Here is a 19,749-nt window from a genome sequence, read left to right as displayed (position 1 = left end):
GGCACCGCCATGACACCACCGTCTGCAGGGCAACCCACCTTGGTGCGCGCCCTCGGGTTGCGGTCGCTGGTGCTGTTCGGTCTGGCGTACATGACCCCGTTGATCGTGCTCGGCATCTTCGGGGTGATCGCGTCCACCACCGCAGGGGCGTCGGCGTCTGCCTACCTGATCGCCTTGGCGGCCATGCTCTTCACGGCATCGAGCTACGGCAGAATGGCGGCCGCCTATCCGGTCTCGGGCTCGGCGTACACCTACGTGCGTCGCACGATCGACTCGCGGATCGGGTTCCTCACCGGCTGGGCGGTGCTGCTGGACTACCTGTTCCTGCCGATGGTCATCTGGCTGATCGGAGCGGCATACCTGGAAGCCCAGTACCCGGCGGTGCCCGGTTGGCTCTGGGTGCTCGGGTTCATCCTGATCACCACCGTTCTCAACGTCATCGGCATCAAGGTGGCCGACAAGGCCAACTATCTGCTGATGGCCTTCCAATTGCTGGTCATCGTGTTGTTCGTGGCGCTGTCGATCGCCTCGGTCTTCCGCAGTGCCGGCGCCGGCGGACTGGTCAGTGCCGGTCCGTTCACCGGTACGGGCGCGGGCATCGGGGGAGTGACGGCCGGCGCGGCCATCGCCGCCTACTCCTTCCTCGGATTCGATGCCGTCACCACGTTCACCGAAGAAGCCGTCGAACCGCGCAAGAACATGCCGCGCGCCATCATGCTCATCGCGCTGATCGGCGGCTTCATCTTCCTGGTCATTGCCTACACCACCCAATTGGTGCACCCCGGCGGGGAATTCGCCGATTCCTCGTCGGCCGCGCTGGAAATCGCCAAGCAGATCGGCGGCAATCTGTTCGGAGCGGTGTTCCTGGCCGGCCTCATCCTGGCCCAGTTCGCCTCGGGCATCGCCGCGCAGGCGTCGGCGTCGCGACTGCTGTTCGCGATGGGACGCGATGGGACTCTGCCCCGACGGGTGTTCGGCACTCTGAGCGCCAAATTCCGCACTCCGGCGGCCAACCTGGTGATGATCGGCGCGGTGGGCCTGCTGGCGATGTTCCTCGATGTGGCGACGTCGACGTCGTTCATCAACTTCGGCGCGTTCGTGGCGTTCACGCTCGTCAACGTCTCCGTGATCGTCTACTACTTCCGTCGCCGCACCGCCGGCGCTACGCACAACCCGCTGCTTTATCTGGTGGCACCCGCGATCGGGGCGGTCATCACGTCGTATCTGCTGCTGCAGCTCGACACCCGCGCGATCGTTCTCGGCCTGTGCTGGCTGGGCCTGGGGATCGTCGTGCTGGCCGTGACGAGTCGCGGTTTCAAGGTGCTGCCACCGGAGATCGCAGTCGACGAGGCCGAGGCGTCGATCGCCGAACCCGCGGACCGGTGAACCTGCACCTGTGACCGGTGGGGCGGATTAGAAGGAGAGCGGGCGGCTACGGTAAGCTTTCGACTCGCTGCCGGTGCAAGCCGGAAGCAGGCGGGCTGTGGCGCAGCTTGGTAGCGCACTTGACTGGGGGTCAAGTGGTCGCAGGTTCAAATCCTGTCAGCCCGACCAAGATTTACCGAGGTCCAAGGCGGTTTCCCGATCAGGGAAGCCGCCTTACTCGTATCCGGTGCGCGGTGGCGCCGTCCGCTCCACGTCGACACCGAACGCGCCTCGCCACCACATCTGGCCCCGTCTCACCCGTTTCGGATGAGACATAACAATTTCGGCAGAGTGCCGTAAGAACCTCCGCCAGTGGGTATCAGGGTCTGCGGATAGGTGGCAGGGTGGCGACTGTGACCCGGCCGAGGAGTGTCGACTCGCTGTCTCCGGTCCGGCCCCGCTGCGCTGGGTCCGTTCGCGAATTCTCCCCGTCCACGCCGTCATCGATCGTCGAGAACCAACTGCGGTCACCGAGCTGACGGCACGTCATCCGGAGGTACACATGGCAACCGCATCAAAGAAGGCGACATCAGAGAAGGCGACATCAGGGACGACGGCATCAGAGAAGGCGAAGCCCAACATCGTCCTCATCGTCTCCGACGACTTCGGTTACGGCGATGCGGGTGTGTACGGCGGCGGTGACAACCGAGGAATGCCCACTCCGCACCTCGACCAGATGGCCGAGGAAGGCATGCAATTCATGTCGTTCTACGCCCAGCCGAGTTGCACACCCGGACGCGCGGCGATCCTCACCGGACGCATCCCGAATCGCAGCGGCATGACGACGGTGGCCTTCCAGGGCCAGGGCGGCGGGCTGCCGGCAGCCGAGTGGACCCTTGCATCCGTGCTCAAGACCGCTGATTACAAGACCTTCTTCACCGGCAAGTGGCACCTCGGTGAGTCCGACTACGCGCTGCCCACCGCGCACGGTTACGACGAGATGAGGCACTGCGGGCTCTATCACCTCAACGCCTACACCTATGCCGACCCGGAATGGTTCCCGGACATGGACGACGAGCTGCGTGAGATGTTCGCGCGCGTGACCCAGGGCGCGCTGTCGGGCAAAGCAGGCGAGAAGGCGAAAGAAGACTTCAAGGTCAACGGCCAATACGTCAACACGCCTGAGAAGGGCGTCGTCGGCATTCCGTTCTACGACGAATACGTCGAGCAGGACGCGCTCGAATTCCTGGACGAGAACGCGAAATCCGACACCCCGTTCTTCTTACACGTCAACTTCATGAAGGTGCACCAGCCGAACATGCCGCACCCGGATTTCAAGGGCAAGTCGCTCTCGAAGTCCAAGTACGCCGATTCGATCGTGGAGAACGACACCCGGATCGGCAACATCATGGAGAAGATTCGCTCGCTGGGCCTCGACAAGAACACGTATGTGTTCTGGACGACGGACAACGGCGCCTGGCAGGACGTCTACCCGGACGCGGGATATACCCCGTTCCGCGGTACCAAGGGCACCGTCCGCGAGGGCGGCAACCGCGTTCCGTCGATCGCCTGGGGTCCGGGTATCAAGCCGGGGTCGCGCAACTCCGACATCGTCGGCGGCCTGGATTACATGGCCACGTTCGCCAAGCTCGCCGGTGTGCAACTGCCGGAGAACGACCGTGAGGGTGAGCCGATCATCTTCGACAGCTATGACATGTCACCGGTGTTGCTGGGATCCGGCAAGTCCGACCGCAAGTCCTGGTTCTACTTCAGCGAGAACGAACTGACGCCGGGGGCGGTGCGTGTCGGCCACTACAAGGCTGTCTTCAACCTGCGGGGTGACAACGGTGCGAGCACCGGCGGCCTGGCGGTCGACACCAACCTGGGCTGGAAGGGCGCGGAATCGTACGTCGCGACCGTGCCGCAGATTTTCGACATCTGGCAGGACCCGCAGGAACGCTACGACATCTTCATGAACAACTACACCGAACACACCTGGACCCTCGTGACCATCAACCAGGCGGTCCAGGAGCTGATGCAGACCTATCTGAAGCACCCACCGCGGAAACTTCAGAGTGAGGGTTATTCGGGGCCCATCACCGTCACGCAGTACCAGAGGTTCAAGTTCGTGCGCGACCAACTTGCGGCCGACGGCGTGAACATCGCGCTGCCCACCGGCAACTGAAAAACCCTGGTGTACCGGATGCGTGGCCGGCGGAGTGCCGACCGCGCATCCGCTTACTCACTGCCCGGACGCAGCCCGACGGGATTCGCCCTCGGCGGGCACCAGTTCGAGGCTGTCGCCGACGTCCACGGTCACCACGGCCGTTGCCTGGAACAGGCCGTAGAAGTCATCGGTCCTGGCGAATGTGTGTGCGCGGGAGAACAGGGGCTGCACGTCGAACACGCGCACCCGAAGCTTCTCGCGGGTGAGTCTGCCCAATTCCCGGCCGGATTCGGGATCGGTGATCACCTGGTCCGAGTCGGAGTGGACAGCGAAGATCATGCCTGGCCGCACACCTGCCTCAGCGCCACGATTGATGACCAAGGTGTAGTCGTCCTCGATGAGGGCGACCTGACCGGAGAGGGTGAGCCGATCGGTCATGATGCCTGCAGGGAATTGTTTTCTCGCAACGATTTGGCCGCAGCGCCGGCTCGGATTCGCGGCCGCGCGTCGTGGGTTTCCACAGACACCAGTGCTTCGATGTGGTTCACCGCGTCCTGCTCCGTCCCGAGGGTCAGCTCGACGGCCGTCTTGGCCTGGAAGAGCGCGATCATCGCGTGCTGTTGCCGTTCAGCCGCGAATGCGTTGAGGGCGACCTGCAGCTTCGTGTCGACATATTCAACCGAACGCTGCAGATCCGGCATCGATGTTCGGGGCATCGGGTTGTCGGCGCGTGGCACCGGCCGCTCGCCGAGTTCGGTGTACCAACGGTGCCCGAGTGCGCCGAGGGCGATCGAGCAGACCGGGACCACCACGATGACGCAGAGCAGGCCGAGACTGTTGTGCAAGGCGACGGCGCCGACGATGCCCAGCAGTGTGCACAAACCCAGCAAGGTCAACACGCGCAAGGCCGGCGGCACCGCCTCGACCGTGCGGGCCAACTGTCTGAGAGCACGGGCCACATAGCGAGCGATGCCGGCGATGAATCGGACGACGGCCGCGCCGGCATCGAGCGCGATCCGTCCGAGCTCGTCAGCTTGCTTGCGCGTCACCGGTGCCTTGGGCATCGACCACACGCGTTGAGCTGACGGTGAACCGGTCGGCTGCTCGGGTTCGCCCCGCACCTCGTCGGCTGCCGGACCGGCAGTCGGAGACTCCGTCACGACGTTGGTCACATTCGCATCATCAGCCACATTTGCATCATCGCGCTCTTGTGTCCGATGCCGGTTCCGGCGCGCCGGAAAGAGGGACAATTCACGGTGTCCACGTCCCTGGCGAAGGCGAACCGGACTTACGTCAGATACGTCTCGTGCCCGGTGGGGAATCCGCCGCCATTGGTAGCGATGTGCACGTGGTCGTAGTGGTTGGCGGTGGCGCCGCCGCGGTCCGACATCATTCTGGGCGCCTTGCCGCGGGAGTAGATGTGCTGCCGGAAAATCACGTGATTGACGCCGAACCGATCCGCATTGTCGAGGACGTACGCCACGACCCGGTCACCGAGCGCTTTGCCCTCAGCCGTGCCGTAGTTCGGGATCATAACGTCGATCGCCAACCCATTCGGGTGCCACTTCATCGAATCGGCGCGGACCCCGCCGATGTCGAGAATCTCGGGGAACCGCGCACTGACGGCGCGGGCCGCCAGGATGGTCTCGACCTGTAGGCCCTTCTCGGGTGCCCGGCCGGCAGGCAGCGGGAACCGCATGTTGCGGCGTACAGCGCGATCAGCACGCTCAGCAGGCGCGGCAGGCGCAGCCGACGGCTGGGCTACCGGCGCCGGCACGACCTGCGCGGGTGCATCGTCCTTGGTGGCAGGCGCGGCATCTGCGCCCACGACGATGAATGCGACGGCAGGTGCGACCACTGCGGCCATGGCCGCCGACCGGCGGCGCCGGTCCTTCTTCAACTGGTGTCTACCCACGAGGTCCGGACCCTACCGAGGGTTTGGCCGATTCCCGGCATCGCGAAGTTGTCTGAGACTGCCAACGGCAACCAGATGGATGCCTTGCGTCAACCATGGTTTGACGCAGTAGAGTAACCGGCGACCTCCGGACGCATGGCCTGGCCTCATCGAGGAAAGGACAGGTCAACTATGGTATGCGCGCCGTCCGGCGACCGAGTTCACGGACGTCGGGACGATTTCCGCGATGTGGCCGAGGCCACCCTTTCGTTGTGATCTGCGACCGTCGAGGCAAAATCTATGCGGTTTACCACAAAACGCATGGATCGCGCTGTCAGTGGGCAGTTTGGGTTGCGCCCACGGCAGGCTCGTCGCAATGTGCCGATCCTGAATCTCCGGGCGCCGATCGGCGTAGCTTGAGCGCATCTGGTCCGCCAGGAACGGGGAGGCGACCATGGCAGACGTCGATTGTTGCGTAATCGGTGCCGGGTTCGCCGGCTTGACCGCCGCATTACGGCTCAAACAGGCGGGGCACTCTGTGGCCTTGCTCGAAGCGCGGGACCGCGTCGGAGGACGTACCTACACCGAGGTGCTGGACGACGGGACCTGGATCGATCGCGGCGGGGCATGGATCGGCCCGGGCCAGGACCGTATCAAAGCCTTGATGGCCGAGTTCGGCGTGACCGAGTACAAGGAGTACGTCGACGGTGACGCCATGATGATCCTCGACGGCAAACGGCACCGGTATTCCGGCACCATTCCCTGGGCGATGAGTCCGTGGGCCATCGCCAATCTCGGTGCCGGGCTACTCGAGGTCGAGCTGATGTGCAGGTCCATCCCCTTCGACGCGCCCTGGGAGGCGAAGAAGGCGGTCGAATGGGACCGGATCACGTTGGGGGAGTGGATCAATCGTCACATGCGTTCCAAGCAGGCGCGGGAGATGCTCGATATGGCGCTCGCGGGCATCTATACCTCGGCGGCCTCGGAGGTGTCGTTGCTGTGGGCACTTCACCAGATGGGGTCCGGCGGTGGGCCGGGCTTCGTCATCTCCAGCAAGGATGGCGCTCAGGACGCGCGTGTGCGCGGAGGTATGGCTGCCATCTACGGGCCGATGGCCGCCGAACTGGGTGGTGCGCTGCATCTTTCGCGGCCGGTGCGCCTGATCGAGCACGACGATGGCGGCGTGACCGTCCACGCCGACGGTATGACCGTGCGGGCGCGCCAGGCAGTCGTCGCCGTTCCGTTGGCCGTTGCCGACCAGATCGCCTATGAGCCAATGCTTCCGGTGGACCGGATGTTCCTCCATCAGCGGATGCCCAGCGGGGCCGTGTTCAAGATTTCCGTTGTCTATGACACCGCGTTCTGGCGTGCCGACGGGCTGTGCGGACAGTCGGCCGCGCCCGGCAGTCCCGCCACACTGACCATCGACGCCTGCACCGACACAGGCACTCCCGGCATCATGTGCGTCATCACCGAAGGGCCTGCCGCGCGCCGGCTCGGATGTCTCGACGCCGCCCAGCGAAAGGCTGTGGTGATCGGTGAACTGATCGACCGGTTCGGCCCGAAGGCCGCTTCACCGGTGAGCTACCACGAGCAGAACTGGACGGTGGAGCGGTATTCGGGTGGCGGGATGATCAGTCACGCCCCGCCCGGTGTGCTGACCGAGTTCGGGCCCGCGTTGCGGGTGCCGTGCGGCCGGATCCATTGGGCCGGTACGGAAAGTTCGGCCATCATGTGCGGCTGGATCGACGGGGCGGTTCGGTCTGGAGAGCGTGCCGCCGCAGAGGTGATGGCGGCCGACAGCGTGGTGCCCGCGTGACAGCTCAGCCGTCAGAACTGCGGGCCTCGGCCCCCGTCTGCCCGCTGTCGAAGTCGTCGTCCGAGGATGCCCGTCCCACGTAGCTGCCGTCGGAATCACGGCCGGCACGTGATGCGGCCACGTGGTTATCTCGCTCGACATCGGACTCGGGTTCGTCCGAATTCGGATGGCTCATCAGTGGGCCTCCCTGTAGGTGGTGTTCCGATCACCTTCAGAATTGCCATCCCGGTGCGAGCCAAACACGCGCGGCACGCTAGTCGCCGCCGCGGGTGATGCCGCGCACCACGGCGACACAGAGATCGGCGCACTCGGCGGCGAGTTCCTCGGTGGACTCGGTCGGATCGGCGAGCCACGCTTCGATGATCTGATTGACCCCACCCACCATGAACTGTGCGCCGCGCCGGAGTTGAGGAGGGCTCGGTGTCGTGGCAGGCAGAACGTCGGGCGCGTGCTGGACGATCAGACCGGTGATCATGTCCAAGATGTGGGTGCGGTGTTCGGTCAGGCCGGCGACGCTGCTGACATCGCCGGTCGCGATGCGGTGGATGTGCGGGTCGGCCGCGATGATGTCGAGGAACGCGGTGAGTGCCGAACGCAATTTGTCGGTCAAGGTGCCGGGGTCGCCGACGCCGGCGTTGACCAATGCGGTGAGCAACTCGTCCCGCACATCGTCGGAGATGGCGAACAGCAAAGCGTCTCGGCTGGGGAACTGCTCGTAGAAATAACGCGACGTCAGTCCGGCGGCGGTACAGACGGCGCGCACGGTCACCTCGGTGATACCGGATTCGCCCCAGATCTGCCGTCCGGCGGCGAGCAGCTTGCTCCGTCGTTCGGTGCGGCGGTCGGCCGCGCTCATGCCGCCGTAGCCACGCACTACCTGTACGCGCTTCATTGACAGCACCCTACCCGCAGCCTAAATTCTGACTACGTACGTAGTCAACGAGTCTGGCCGGTCGGTCCAGGAGGTCACCGATGAACATTCCGGCGCGCCATCCCGCACGGCCACTCGCCGTTCCCGGGGCCATGCGGACGTTCGCGATGATGGTCGGTGTCCGCGAACCCGATTCGGAGCAGTGGCGTCGGCTCGGTGAGCGCCTGACCGTCGGGGACGAGCCGATGGACCGGCTCGTCGCGTGGATGTCGTCGGCCGGGCCGGCGCAGATGCGGCCATTGTTCGAAAGGGCGCTCGCCGAGGGCATCGACAACGTGCCCGACGCCCCAGAACCGTTGCGCGAGTTCTTCACCGGCGTGGAGGCCGTCCCGGAGTGGGTGGATCGGGACAAGCTGCGCAAGGCGCAACGCGCGCTGCGGCGGGGCGGCTCTGATGGCATGTCGATCGCACGCGACGTGTCGCTGCTCGGCGGCTACCAGTTCGCCGGATTCAACAAGACCCTGCTGCGGACGGGTGCCTTGGAGAAGGGATCCAACAAGCGCTTCGCCGAGACGATGCAGTGGGCGATGGACGTCATCTCCGACGGCGGCCTGGAACGACACGGAGTCGGATACCGGTCCACCTTGCACGTGCGGTTGATCCATGCATTCGTGCGCCGGCACGTCGCGGCGATGCCCGACTGGCGCCCCGACGAGTGGGGCCTACCCGTCAACCAGACCGATATGGCCGCGACGTTGGTCGGCGCACTCGTCGCACCGCCGGTGGCCTCGCTCGCAATGGGAATCCTTCCTGCCCCAGGCGAACTCGACGCCATCGCACACCTGACCCGCTATGTCGGCTGGCTGATCGGGGTCGAAGACGAATGGTTGCCGCGGAGTTTCCGAGAGAGCATCCGCGTGCTCTATCACACGTCCACCGCGCTGGCGGTGCCCGATGAGACCACGCGGCAACTGTCGGTGCCGATGGCCGAAGACCCGCTGTCGTGGCATTACCGCGGCATCCGGCGCCTGCGCCGCCGCGTGGCGTGGGCGCAACACCTTTCGATCACCAGCGCATTCCTCGGGCCGAATGCGATGCGCGTCCTTGGGCTGCCCGCCTACATGCCGCCGTGGTACCCGGTGTTGAAGCTGCCGGTCAACCTGTTCCGCAGCCTGACCGCGATGTCACTACCCGGTGGCATGGATCGCGCGGTCGCCCGCGGCGAAGGTCAACAACGGGCGCTGCTGCACACCATCGTCGGCGACACCGCGGCCATCATCGGCGAGTCTGCGACCCACGTGAGCAGCGCCGCCTAGCGGAACCCGGCGGGTGTGGACGGGCTGAATCCGGACGAAGGCGCCGGATTGGAGCACGGGGCTATTTCGACATGACTATTTCGACATCGAGCCCAGGAAGTATGTTTCATGGCCCGTGGGATAGCCGCCGCCGTCGGTGGCGATGTGAACGTGGTCGAAATGGTTGAGGGTCTCGTTCCCGTAATCGGCGGTCCAACTCGGTGCGCCGATTCCGGGATAGAAGCCCTGCCGCCAGATCACATGCAGCACACCCCAGCGCTTGGCGTTCGCCAAGGCGAAACCGGCGATCTGGTTACCGAGTTCGATGCCGTCGTCGGAGTGATAGTTCGGGATCATCACATCGATCGCCAGACCGTTGGGATGCCACTTCAGCGCATCCTGCCGATACCCGCCGATGGTGGCGATCTCGGGGAACATCACCGCGATGGCGCGGGCCACCCAGATCGTCTTGACCTGCAGGCCACCCTCGGGTGCCGGGCCCTTCGGCAGGGAGAACTGGAAGTCGCGAGCCATCACGGGCGCGCTGGCGGCCACCAACTCGGCTTGAGGAGCCGCCTGTGCCGGCTGTTGCGGGGCTGTGGGCGGGGCCGCCGCAGGAACTTCCGCGCAACATTTCGACTCATTGTTCTGGACGTACACCATGCCGGCGGCAACGGTGACCGAGACCGCGAGCGCCAGCAACCGGCCCCTGCCGCCGGCCAACCGTCTTTTCCCCACGGCAGCAATTTACTGCGCTCGCGTACCGGCCACGACACGAACCGCCAGAGCGGGCGAACAATCACGTAGTACTACCCATCCCGGCACGGTGCCCGGACCGGCAGACTGAGGTCATGCCAACCCATGAGGCTGTGCCGGCCCGGGACATTGTCGTCGACGAGACCAAGCCGGACCGCGACCGCGCGGTCGATGTCGCGCGCCTGGGTGCCCTACTCGTGGTGATCTTCGGGCACTGCGGCCTGCTGCTGGCCACCATCGATTCCGGAGGTGTACGGGTCGGCAACATTCTCGGTGCCCTGCCGGCGCTGGCCCCGGTCACGTGGGTGCTGCAGGTGATGCCGCTGTTCTTCCTGGCCGGTGGGGCCGCGGGTGCCTACAGCTGGCACGCCCAACGGTCCTGGGGTGGGTGGTTGTTCGCCCGCGCCCAGCGGCTGTGCCGGCCCGTGTTCTGGTATCTGGCGGTGTGGGCGGTGGTTCTGGTCGTAGTGCGCGCGACGATGGGTCCCGCGTCCGCCTCGGCACTCGGGCGTGAATGCGTGGCGCTGCTGTGGTTCTTGGGTGTCTACCTGATGGTGCTCGCCTTCGTCCCGGCACTGATGCGCCTGCATCGCGGACGGGCGCTGGCGTCGGTGGTCGCCGGACTGATCGTCGCCGCCGGAGTGGTGGATGCCATCCGCTTCGCGGTCGGCACACCCGAGGCGGGCACCGCCAACCTGATCATCGTCTGGCTGATTCCCGTGGTGATCGGGGTGGCCTACGCGCGTCACCTGATCTGTGCGCGTCGGGCGGTGGCGATAGCGGTCATCGCCTTCACCGCACAGGTGATCCTCGCTCTCACCGGCATTTACGACGTGTCCCTCGTCGTCACCGGAACCGAGCACGTGTCGAACGTGTCACCGCCGACGCTTCTGTTGGCACTGCAATGCACCTGGATGCCATGCCTTTTCATCGCGGCTGCGAACCCGATCCGGCGCTGGGTTGCCCGTCCGCGGGTCTGGTACGTGATCGCGACCGGCAACGGGGGAGCGATGACGCTGTACCTGTGGCACATCCCGGTGATCGCCGTCGCCGCGTTTAGCTTGCACGCCGTCGGTCTGGACGCCTTCGATCCGCACGCCCCTGGCTTCTGGGCTCATCTGGCTTTGCGCGCAGCGGTTTTCGCCGTTCTGATGGCTGTTACCTTCCGGCTGCTGTCACCGCTGGAGCACCGCCCGCTGCCATGGTGGGATGACCGGGTTCAGCTCAGCGGCGCCCGATCGGTGCTCACCGGCGCGCTGTTGTGCGTCGCCGGGGCCGCGTTGACCCTGATGGCCAAGAACGGCCTCGACGGCGTGGTGGGTTGGTCGGCGCTCGGGGGGTTCGTCATCGCGGCCGTCGTTGCGCGGGCCAGTGCCGGGCGGGCTGTCAAGGCTTAATTCCCTTGTGAAGCAGCATCTGTGGATGAATCCTGCGCTGTGGACAACTGCTCGGGGTGACGGCGATCTGCGATAAAATTCGAACATGCTTGCGAACGCCGTCTCTGATCGGGAGACGGTGTTGGCTGCCTATGACGAGTACGACGCCGCCTGCGCGCATGTGGCGTCCCTGAACTATCAGGGCCTGAGCCTGCCAGAGCTTCTGGAGCTGCAGTCCCGCCGCGAACGCCAAGTCCGGTGCGCACCCGCGGTCGACCACGCCCTGTTGGCCGAGATCCAAACCCGCACCACCCCGGTGGAGATCGGCGCGAAAAGCTGGGCCGATGTGCTGGCCATCCGGCTGCGCATCAGTACCAAAGATGCCAAACGCCGTATCACCGAAGCCGCCATGTTGGGCCCACGTACCACTGTCACCGGGGAATCGCTGGCGCCAGTGTTGCCTGCCACCTCCGGCGCCCAGGCTGCCGGCGAGATCAACACCGAGCACGTCGCCATCATCGGCAAGTTTTTCGCCAAGCCGCCCGTGCCGCTCGATGCGGCTACCCACGCCCAGATCGAGACCGATCTGGCCCGCATCGCCCGCGGCAACAGTCCAGAAATCCTGAAACAGTGTGCTGATCGGATCGCGTTTCTGCTCAACCAGGACGGCACCGAACCCGTCGACGACGAATGCCAATGTCAAGGTGAGATCTTCATCGGACCTCAACACGCCGACGGCACCAGCGAAATCCGTGGCCGGCTCACCCCTGAAGCCCGCGCCACCCTCGCCCCGATCCTGTCGCGCTACGGCGCCCCCGGCATGTGCAATCCCGCCGACGAACACCCTTGCACCACCGGCACTCCCACCGCCGAGGCCATTGCATCCGATACTCGCACCCCGGCCCAACGCAACCACGACGCCCTGGTAGCCATGGGCCGCAGCGTGCTGACCTCGCGGGAACTCGGCGAGCACAACGGACTACCGGTAGCCATCGTGGTATCCACGACGCTGCGGGAACTGGAAAGCAGGACCGGCACCGGACTGACCACCAGCGGCATCCATCTGCCGATCGGCGATGTCATCCGAATGGGCGCCCATGCCCACCACTACCTCGTGGTCTACGAGAATCACCGGGAGGTCCCGTTGTATCTGGGGCGCGCCAAGCGCGTCGCCACTCCCGGGCAGCGGCTCGTGCTGCACAACCGCGACCGCGGGTGTACCCGTCCCGGCTGCACGTGCTCCACGGATCGCAGTCAGGTTCACCACGCCCGAAAAGACTTCAGCCAAGGTGGATTGACCGACATCACCGACCTCACCCTGGCCTGCCCGAAGAGCAACCGGCTCGTCCACGACAAAGGTTGGCGCACCCGCATCCGCGACGACGGTCGCGTCGAGTGGATCCCGCCACCTCTACTCGACACCGGCCAAGACCGCACCAACCACTACTGGCATCCCGAAGACCTCTTCCACTCTCCTGAAAGAGACTACGGAGACGATCCTTAGATGAAAGCCTCAGTCCTCCTTGCGGATCAACCGTCCCAGCGCCTCGCGGTCCGGTGCCAGCAGTTCGTCGATGCGGGCCTGGTTCACGTCGGCCACGATGATCTCGCCGACCTCCTGGTACACATCGCTGAACAGGCCGTGGGCCTTCATCTTCTCGGTCTGGTAGACGTTGTCCTCTGTCGGCGTCACGTAGTAGACGATCTCCGGCTTGAACCGGTGGATCAGCCACACGTGGATCAGATCCATCAGGCGCTTCTTGCGGAGCTTCTCGGCGAAGGTGTTCTGATCGCGCACCGTCAGGATGTTGCGGCCGTGCCGGTCCTTGATGGGGTCGACGACGACGTTGGCCAGCGGATCCTCGCCGTCGCCGTAGATGCCGAGGTCGAGCACGTCCGACCCGGCGCGGCGCGGCCGGAGCTGCACCCGAAGGTTCTCGCCGATCTTGTAATGATCGCCCCACATCGCCAGCCACTCCTCGAGCAGCTTCTTGGGCACCTCGGTCTGCACCAGATGCTGGTGCTGCGTGGAGCCTGCGCCCATCGCCTTGGTGGTTGCGGTGCGGCCCGACGAGGCGGCCAGGGCGGCGTCGCTGCGTGGCCCGCCGACCAGCGTTTGCGGTGTGCGGTAGGGAGATTCGACAAGCCGCATCTTGCGTTGCAGCCGGGCGAGCGCCAGCATGCCCTCTTGCTGCAGGGACGTCGCGAACTCCTCGCAGGCCACGCCGTCGACCTGGTGGCCGCCATAGGTGATGAAGTTGAAGACGAAGCCCATCTTGCCGAGTTCGGCAGGGAAGGCCCGCATCTCGTCATCGGTCATGCCGGTGGTGTCCCAGTTGAACGACGGCGACAGGTTGTAGGCCAGCATCTGATCGGGGAACTCGGCATGAATCGCGTCGGCGAACTGCTTGGCATCGGCCAGGTCCGCGGTCTTGGTCTCCATCCACAGGATGTCGGCGAACGGTGCGGCCGCCAGCGACTTCGCGATCGCATAGGGTATGCCGCCGCGGACCTGGTAGTAGCCCTCCGGCGTCTTGACGCGCTCACAGTCCCAGGCCACATCGGCGCCCAGTTCGTGCGCCTTCTGCTGTGCCGAGTACAGCGATGCCCGTGCGGCGAAGGTGCGCCAGTCGGCGACACTCATCGCGGCGGGCTCGCCCTCGCGTTCCCGGAACTCCAGCAGTTCGGCGACGGCCTCGCCGTAGGTGTTCAGGCCGGCGTCGCTCTGCCACGCCTCGACGAACGCCGACTCGACCTTGTCGAACAGGGCATCCACCGAATCGCCTGCGGTGTGGCTCTTGGCGGCCTCGGCGATCGTGCTCGCGATGCCCTGGCGTTCCAGCCAGGCTTCTGCGGTCGCGTACTCACCTTCGGGCAGCGCATAGAGCAGGTGGCCATTGAGATCGGTGACGCCGAGGTCGTAGAACCGGCGCACCATCGCCAGGAAGCACGACTTGTAGGTCGGCACCGACAGGTTGGTCGCACCGAGCAGGAACGGTTGATCACGTTCGTCGGCACGGCTGTCGATCAGGTTCGCGGCCTCGGCGTCGGTCCGCGCGACGATGATGCCGGGCACCCGCATGATGTCCAACTGGAACCGGGCGGTGTTGAGCCGCTTGATCTGTTCATCCGACGGCACCAGAACCTTGCCGCCCTGGTGGCCGCACTTCTTGGTGCCGGGACGCTGATCCTCGATGTGATAGCCCGGCACCCCGGACTCGACGAAGCGGCGGATCAGATTGCGCACATGCGGATCGCCACCGTGGCCGGTATCCGCGTCGGCGATGATGAACGGCCGGTAATCGTAAACGGGCGTCGTACTGCGCTGTTCGGGCGTCATCCGCAGCCGCAGGTATTGCTGATTGCGGTCGGCGGTCAGCAGGGCCCGCACCAGCCCGGCGGCCTCGTCGGGCACCTGGCTGAGCGGATAGCTGGCGAGGTCGGGCCCTGGATCCTCGCTGATCGACCCCTTGGCCGAGGTCGCCCAGCCGCCCAGATAGATGCCCCCGATGCCCATCCGCTTCATCGCCACCGCCTGGCCCGGCGAATACGGACCGAATGTGGTGACGCTCTTCTTCTGGGCGAACAGCTCGCGAAGGTACGGATAGAACGCCGCGGCGGCCTCACGGGCCACCGGATAGTCGGACGGGATCGTGCCGCGCTGCTCGGCGACCTGACGCGCCGAATACAGCCGGGTGATGCCCTCGAACCGAGGACTGTCGATGTAGGCCTGGGTGGCCGCGACATCGTTCTCGAACGACGAGTCGGTCTGTGCGTTGGCTTCGATGGTGGCCATGTGTGCGCTCCTGAACTCGGGTACCCCAATCATTGCTGGCAAGTCGCGACACCGGAGCCGGTTGGGAGATTTCTCAGGAGTTCGGACCGCGGGGGCCGCCAGGTCCTAGGCTGCACGACATGTCGATCGACCGGGCCGCGCTGGCCGCCGGTGCCATCCGATTCGCGTCGGGCATCTCGTTTCTTGTCGACCCGAAGCGGGCCGACAAACTATGGGGGTCACGGGATTTGCCTGATGCGACCGCACAGCTGCTGTGGCGGTCGATGGGGTATCGCGATGCCCTGATCGGCGGACTGCTGCTGGCCGCCGGCCTACGCGGCAAGGACACCCGCGGATGGTTCCTGGCCTCCGGCGGCGCTGACGCCTCCGACCTGTTGGGCGGCCTTGCGGTCCACGAGCAGCTGCCACGCTCGCAGCAGGTCATCGGCCTCGGCGGAGCGGTGGTCGGCATCGCGGTGGGTCTGTGGGGCGCCACCCGCCGCCGCGAGCCCGCGACGGCGACGCCCGCAGGCTAGAGCCCGCTACCTATCCGTTTCGACGATGTCGCTGCGGTACCAACGGGTGGCCATCAGGTAGCAGCCCATGGCCAGCAGCTGCAGCACCGGAACCAGCACCAGCAGGGCGCGGCCCAGCGCGTGGGCGCCGAGATCGGGGGTCAGCGTGTCACTGATCAGGCCGGTGACGAACGGGCCGACGGCACCGAGCGTGGCGTTGAAGAACAGGAAGATCGCCGACGCGGTCGCCCGGTGCTCGGGCACTACGAGACGGTGGATCGCCGCGATCGACGGCGCCATGTACGCGGTGCCGATCACGTAGCTGAGCGCCAGGAACCACACACAGGCGGCGCGGCTTTCGACGGTGAACGCCAACACCGAGGCCGGGAGCAGCAGGGCCGTGGTCAGTATCACGATCCACAGCAGCCAGCGCGGATCGCGCACGGCCAGCCGGTCGGCCATCCGGCCGACGATCACCAGGCCCAGCACACCGGCCAGTGCGGTGGCCGCGCCGTACTCCAGCCCCACGTCACTGAGCGACATGGAACGTGTGCGCATGAGGAAGGCGGGGGAGAACGTGGTCAGCGAGTAGCCGGCCGCCGCGATGAACGCGGTGCCGCCGACCAGGCACATGAAGCTGCGCTTGCGCAGCAGAGCCCACCACTCGTCGGGCGCGACGTGTTCTCTCGGCTTCGCGACGGGCAGTGCCTGACGCGAACCGACCACCAGCAACACCAGTGGGGCGAACACCACGCTGAGCCCGCCCATCACCACGAAAGCCGTTCGCCAGCCAAGGCTTTCGGCCAGCAGCCCGCCGCCGATCAGGCTGGCACCGCTGGCCAGCGGGATCGCCAGGGTGATGACCGCCAGCGGCGCGGCGCGGCGATCCCGGGCGAAATTGCGGGCCACGTAGGCGTGGGCGGCCGGAGTGCTGCCCGCCTCGCCCACCGCGACACCCACCCTCGTGAGCGCGAGCTGAAACCCGGACTGCACCGCGCCGCCGAGCATCGTCATGCCGCCCCACAGCGTCAGGCAGGCCGCGATCACCGCACCGTACGTGCCACGGTCGGCGACCCGCGCCACCGCGATGCCCAGCACTGCGTACACGATCAGGAAGCCGAACCCGTTGATCACCCCGATCGCGGTATCCGACAGGGCGAGGTCGTGCTTGATCGGCTCGGCCAGCACCGAGGGCAGGAACCGGTCGACGTAGTTGAGGGTGCCGACCACGGTCAGCAGCCCGACCGCCGCCCACGCGCGCCGCGGCCCGTGCACGTCCTGACATCCCATGCCGGATGGGGACCCGGTAACCGCGTGCGTGCCGATGATCGCCTCCTTAGCGCCCGACGACGGGGCAGCTCGGCGGCCAAAGATAGCATCCGAAGGATGACCGACCTTGGAAAATACGGACCATGGGCTGTGATCGCCGGCGGCTCTGAGGGGGTCGGCGCAGAGTTCGCCCGCATGCTCGCCGAAGACGGCTTCAACCTGGTGCTCCTGGCCCGCAAGGCCGGTCCGCTGGAGGCCACGGCGCAGCGGTGCCGTGACGTTGGTGTGCAGGTGCGCACGGTGACTGTCGATCTGGTGGATCCTGCTTCGACCGCACGGATCGCCGATGCGACTGCTGATCTGGACGTCGGTCTGCTGATCTACAACGCAGGCGCCAACACCTGCAGCGAACGGTTCCTGGACGCGCCGCTGGCCGAGTTCCAGAAGGTCGTGGACCTCAACGTCACCAGGATGATGGAGCTGGTCCAGCATTTCGGCAGGCCGATGGCTGCGCGGGGGCGGGGCGGCATTCTGCTCGTTGGTTCGTTGGCGGGCTATGCGGGGTCGATGCGGCACACCGTGTACGGCGGGGTGAAGGCCTATGGCCGGCTGTTCGCCGAGAGCCTGTGGCTGGAACTGCGTGAGTACAACGTCGATGTGCTGGAACTGGTGCTCGGCGTGACCCGTACCCCGGCGATGCAGCGCGCCGGCCTGAACTTCGAGGCGCCGGGCATGCGCATCAACGACCCCGCCGAGGTTGCCCGCGAGGGCCTGGACCACCTCGGTGCGGGGCCGGTCCATGTGGCCGGCGGCAACGCCGGCCGCGCCGAGATGAACAGCGCGCCCGACCGGGCCCAGGTGGTGCTGAAGTCCGACGCCGCCATCCGCAACCTGATCAATGCGCGGGCGCCGCAATGACATTCGAGGCGACATCCGGGGCCGCGACATCCGGGACCGCGGCGTCCGACGTGGCCGCGCTCGAGGCGCGGCTGCGTCGCCTCGAGGACGAACGCGACATCGCCCGGCTGATCGCGCCCTACGGCCCGCAGGTGGACGCCGCCGACGCCGACGGGACCGCTGCACTGTGGGCACCCGACGGTCGCTATGAGGTCGAGGGTTGGACGATGGCCGGCCGCGCGGATGTCCACGCGATGGTCAGCTCGTCGTCGCACCGTGCCCTGGTGGCCTCGGGCTGCAGTCACTTTCTCGGCCCCGCCGTGGTCACGGTCGACGCCGACACCGCGGTGGCCGTGTGTGAGTCGCTGGTGCTGGTCCGTCGCGAGACCCCGGACGGTTCCAGTGAGTATGTGGTGTGGCGGGCAACGGCCAATCACTTCGAACTGGCGCGCACGGACGGGCACTGGCAGATCACCCGGCGGTCCAGCCGCCTGCTCAACGGTGATCCTGCGGCGCATCGGCTGCTGACCGCAGGCGTGGCAGGAGAGCCCGCGAGCTGACCCAGATGAATTCTGGGTGCCCACACGGTTACCGATCGCTTCCACGGGATGCCGATCCCCGCGGCGCGGCTTACGCTCGTCGCGGTCGGGTCGCGCGAGGGAAATCGAGGTCACCGGGTGAAGGCAGTGCTGGGCCTGTCGATGACTTCGCACGGCATCGCCTGGGCACTCTGCGACCGCCGCTCCGCCGACGCGACCCCGCTCGATGACGATGCGTTTGACGTCGACTCCGCCGATCAGCTGGCTGCCCGGGCCGCCGCCGCGGCCCGCAGTGCGCAGGCCATCGCGGCCTCCAGCGGTCAGCATGTGGCCTCGATCGGGGTATGCGCCGCCGAGGACGACCGCATGGCCGAACTTCTCGACCTGCTTGCGGGCGCGGGCTTCGACGACGTGCGCGTCGTGCCCGAACCGTTCGCCACGACCGACCCCGACGACATCGGGGCGGCCGTGCGTCTGCGGGCCGCCCGGTCAGCTGCGCTCGCCGTCGCCACCGACGTGGTCGCCCGGGCGCCCAGACCTGTCGCGGTTCGGGTTGTCGCGCCCCGCAGGTACACAGCGGCGCGGGCAGCGGCCGCTGCTGCCGCGGCGATTGCCGCCGGTCTTCTCACGGTGGGGTCGCAGTACGTCGAACCGGTGCCGGGCCCGGCAGCCGACGACGGTGCCATCACCGCGGCTGCGGAACCTCAGCTCGTCACAGTCGCCACGCCGCGCGAGGCAACCCGATCGGTGGCGCTGCCCGAGGAGGAGTTCGTGGCCGAGCGGGCCGCCAGGACACCGATCGCCGAACCGGTCGAACCTGCGGCATCGGCGGTGGAAACCGCGGCGGAACCAGTTCAACCCGTAGCCCATGCCGAATCGCCGGTACCCCAAGCGATTCCGGTTGTCCGGGAGTCGGTGCCGGCCGTCGCGCAGGCGACCGTCGATCCGCGTCCGGTCCAGCAGCCCGTCGCGCTCGCCGTCCCTGCCGGTGCGGCCCCGGTGCAGCACATTCCGGCGGCTGTCACCGGTCCGATCGGCGCCGCGCCGGCAGCCGCACCGCACCTGGCGACAGATCCGGCGCCCGGCCCGGCGGCGCTGCCACAGCCCGCACTGCCCCTGCCCGCATCGCCACCCGCACCTGCGCCAGTGCCCGCACCGGCGCCAGCACCTGCGCCCGCGGGCCTGTGGTTCCTCGGCGCGATGCCGTAGGG

18 protein-coding genes and 1 tRNA gene are annotated in these 19,749 nt (G+C 66.7%); 11 read left to right on the top strand and 8 right to left on the bottom strand.

The window, feature by feature from the left end:
• Positions 1 to 9: 9 nt before the first annotated feature.
• The 3 genes from QQ25_RS18245 (at position 10) to QQ25_RS18230 (ending at position 3,550) form a co-directional block, all read left to right on the top strand.
• Complete coding sequence (locus QQ25_RS18245) at positions 10 to 1,386, top strand: APC family permease (RefSeq protein WP_039380319.1); 1,377 nt, start codon at positions 10 to 12, stop codon at positions 1,384 to 1,386.
• A gap of 91 nt (positions 1,387 to 1,477) precedes the next feature.
• Positions 1,478 to 1,554: transfer RNA gene (locus QQ25_RS18240), tRNA-Pro, on the top strand.
• 373 nt (positions 1,555 to 1,927) lie between these two features.
• Positions 1,928 to 3,550, top strand: a complete 1,623-nt coding sequence (locus tag QQ25_RS18230) for an arylsulfatase (RefSeq protein ID WP_082017590.1) — start codon at positions 1,928 to 1,930, stop codon at positions 3,548 to 3,550.
• 57 nt (positions 3,551 to 3,607) lie between these two features.
• Here the strand turns inward: QQ25_RS18230 and QQ25_RS18225 are convergent, their stop codons facing one another.
• The 3 genes from QQ25_RS18225 to QQ25_RS18215 all read right to left on the bottom strand — a co-directional run bounded on the left by QQ25_RS18225 (position 3,608) and on the right by QQ25_RS18215 (position 5,447).
• Positions 3,608 to 3,970, bottom strand: a complete 363-nt coding sequence (locus QQ25_RS18225; protein WP_039380260.1) for a hypothetical protein — start codon at positions 3,968 to 3,970, stop codon at positions 3,608 to 3,610.
• Complete coding sequence (locus QQ25_RS18220; RefSeq protein ID WP_039380258.1) at positions 3,967 to 4,722, bottom strand: hypothetical protein; 756 nt, start codon at positions 4,720 to 4,722, stop codon at positions 3,967 to 3,969. Before QQ25_RS18220 ends, QQ25_RS18225 begins: the two co-directional genes overlap by 4 nt.
• A gap of 98 nt (positions 4,723 to 4,820) precedes the next feature.
• Positions 4,821 to 5,447 (bottom strand): VldE C-terminal domain-containing protein, encoded by a 627-nt coding sequence (locus tag QQ25_RS18215; protein ID WP_082017589.1) that lies wholly within the window; start codon positions 5,445 to 5,447, stop codon positions 4,821 to 4,823.
• A 433-nt stretch (positions 5,448 to 5,880) separates the two neighbouring features.
• Between QQ25_RS18215 and QQ25_RS18210 the strand changes: the two genes are divergently transcribed.
• The gene (locus tag QQ25_RS18210; RefSeq protein ID WP_039321086.1) at positions 5,881 to 7,245 is read left to right on the top strand and encodes a flavin monoamine oxidase family protein; all 1,365 of its coding nucleotides are present in this window, start codon (positions 5,881 to 5,883) and stop codon (positions 7,243 to 7,245) included.
• Positions 7,246 to 7,249: 4 nt separating this feature from the next.
• Here the strand turns inward: QQ25_RS18210 and QQ25_RS31110 are convergent, their stop codons facing one another.
• Both QQ25_RS31110 and QQ25_RS18205 read right to left on the bottom strand, forming a co-directional pair.
• Positions 7,250 to 7,420, bottom strand: coding sequence for a hypothetical protein (locus tag QQ25_RS31110; RefSeq protein ID WP_169748643.1), 171 nt, complete (start codon positions 7,418 to 7,420; stop codon positions 7,250 to 7,252).
• 78 nt (positions 7,421 to 7,498) lie between these two features.
• Positions 7,499 to 8,137 (bottom strand): TetR/AcrR family transcriptional regulator, encoded by a 639-nt coding sequence (locus QQ25_RS18205; protein ID WP_039321205.1) that lies wholly within the window; start codon positions 8,135 to 8,137, stop codon positions 7,499 to 7,501.
• 80 nt (positions 8,138 to 8,217) lie between these two features.
• Here QQ25_RS18205 and QQ25_RS18200 point away from each other — a divergent pair, with 80 nt between their 5' ends.
• Positions 8,218 to 9,432, top strand: coding sequence for an oxygenase MpaB family protein (locus tag QQ25_RS18200; RefSeq protein ID WP_039380256.1), 1,215 nt, complete (start codon positions 8,218 to 8,220; stop codon positions 9,430 to 9,432).
• 75 nt (positions 9,433 to 9,507) lie between these two features.
• On the opposite strand, the gene QQ25_RS18195 is transcribed toward QQ25_RS18200, so the two are convergent.
• On the bottom strand, positions 9,508 to 10,158 hold the full coding sequence (locus QQ25_RS18195) for a VldE C-terminal domain-containing protein (RefSeq protein WP_409370957.1): 651 nt from the start codon (positions 10,156 to 10,158) through the stop codon (positions 9,508 to 9,510).
• Positions 10,159 to 10,262: 104 nt separating this feature from the next.
• Between QQ25_RS18195 and QQ25_RS18190 the strand changes: the two genes are divergently transcribed.
• Together QQ25_RS18190 and QQ25_RS18185 are read left to right on the top strand one after the other, a co-directional pair.
• Complete coding sequence (locus tag QQ25_RS18190; protein WP_039321083.1) at positions 10,263 to 11,564, top strand: acyltransferase family protein; 1,302 nt, start codon at positions 10,263 to 10,265, stop codon at positions 11,562 to 11,564.
• Positions 11,565 to 11,649: 85 nt separating this feature from the next.
• Positions 11,650 to 13,047, top strand: coding sequence for an HNH endonuclease signature motif containing protein (locus QQ25_RS18185; protein ID WP_052235904.1), 1,398 nt, complete (start codon positions 11,650 to 11,652; stop codon positions 13,045 to 13,047).
• A gap of 9 nt (positions 13,048 to 13,056) precedes the next feature.
• Here the strand turns inward: QQ25_RS18185 and aceA are convergent, their stop codons facing one another.
• Positions 13,057 to 15,339: an isocitrate lyase ICL2 gene (aceA, locus tag QQ25_RS18180; RefSeq protein WP_039321075.1), complete on the bottom strand. Its 2,283-nt coding sequence runs from the start codon at positions 15,337 to 15,339 to the stop codon at positions 13,057 to 13,059.
• 119 nt (positions 15,340 to 15,458) lie between these two features.
• Between aceA and QQ25_RS18175 the strand changes: the two genes are divergently transcribed.
• Positions 15,459 to 15,854: a DUF4267 domain-containing protein gene (locus tag QQ25_RS18175; RefSeq protein ID WP_039380252.1), complete on the top strand. Its 396-nt coding sequence runs from the start codon at positions 15,459 to 15,461 to the stop codon at positions 15,852 to 15,854.
• Between the two features lie 6 nt (positions 15,855 to 15,860).
• On the opposite strand, the gene QQ25_RS18170 is transcribed toward QQ25_RS18175, so the two are convergent.
• Complete coding sequence (locus tag QQ25_RS18170; protein WP_039321070.1) at positions 15,861 to 17,123, bottom strand: spinster family MFS transporter; 1,263 nt, start codon at positions 17,121 to 17,123, stop codon at positions 15,861 to 15,863.
• A gap of 96 nt (positions 17,124 to 17,219) precedes the next feature.
• On the opposite strand from QQ25_RS18170, the gene QQ25_RS18165 reads away from it, so the two are divergent.
• The 3 genes from QQ25_RS18165 (at position 17,220) to QQ25_RS30850 (ending at position 19,747) form a co-directional block, all read left to right on the top strand.
• The gene (locus QQ25_RS18165) at positions 17,220 to 18,020 is read left to right on the top strand and encodes an SDR family NAD(P)-dependent oxidoreductase (RefSeq protein ID WP_039321068.1); all 801 of its coding nucleotides are present in this window, start codon (positions 17,220 to 17,222) and stop codon (positions 18,018 to 18,020) included.
• The gene (locus QQ25_RS18160; RefSeq protein ID WP_052235903.1) at positions 18,017 to 18,559 is read left to right on the top strand and encodes a nuclear transport factor 2 family protein; all 543 of its coding nucleotides are present in this window, start codon (positions 18,017 to 18,019) and stop codon (positions 18,557 to 18,559) included. The genes QQ25_RS18165 and QQ25_RS18160 overlap by 4 nt, the downstream gene beginning before the upstream one ends.
• Positions 18,560 to 18,676: 117 nt before the next feature.
• Positions 18,677 to 19,747, top strand: a complete 1,071-nt coding sequence (locus QQ25_RS30850; protein ID WP_131546192.1) for a DUF7159 family protein — start codon at positions 18,677 to 18,679, stop codon at positions 19,745 to 19,747.
• Positions 19,748 to 19,749 lie beyond the last annotated feature (2 nt).

The sequence above is a fragment of the Mycolicibacterium setense genome, assembly GCF_000805385.1.
Taxonomy (GTDB): Bacteria; Actinomycetota; Actinomycetes; order Mycobacteriales; family Mycobacteriaceae; genus Mycobacterium; species Mycobacterium setense.
Note: the sequence above shows the minus strand (reverse complement) of the source record. Positions and strands in the feature narration are given on the sequence as shown.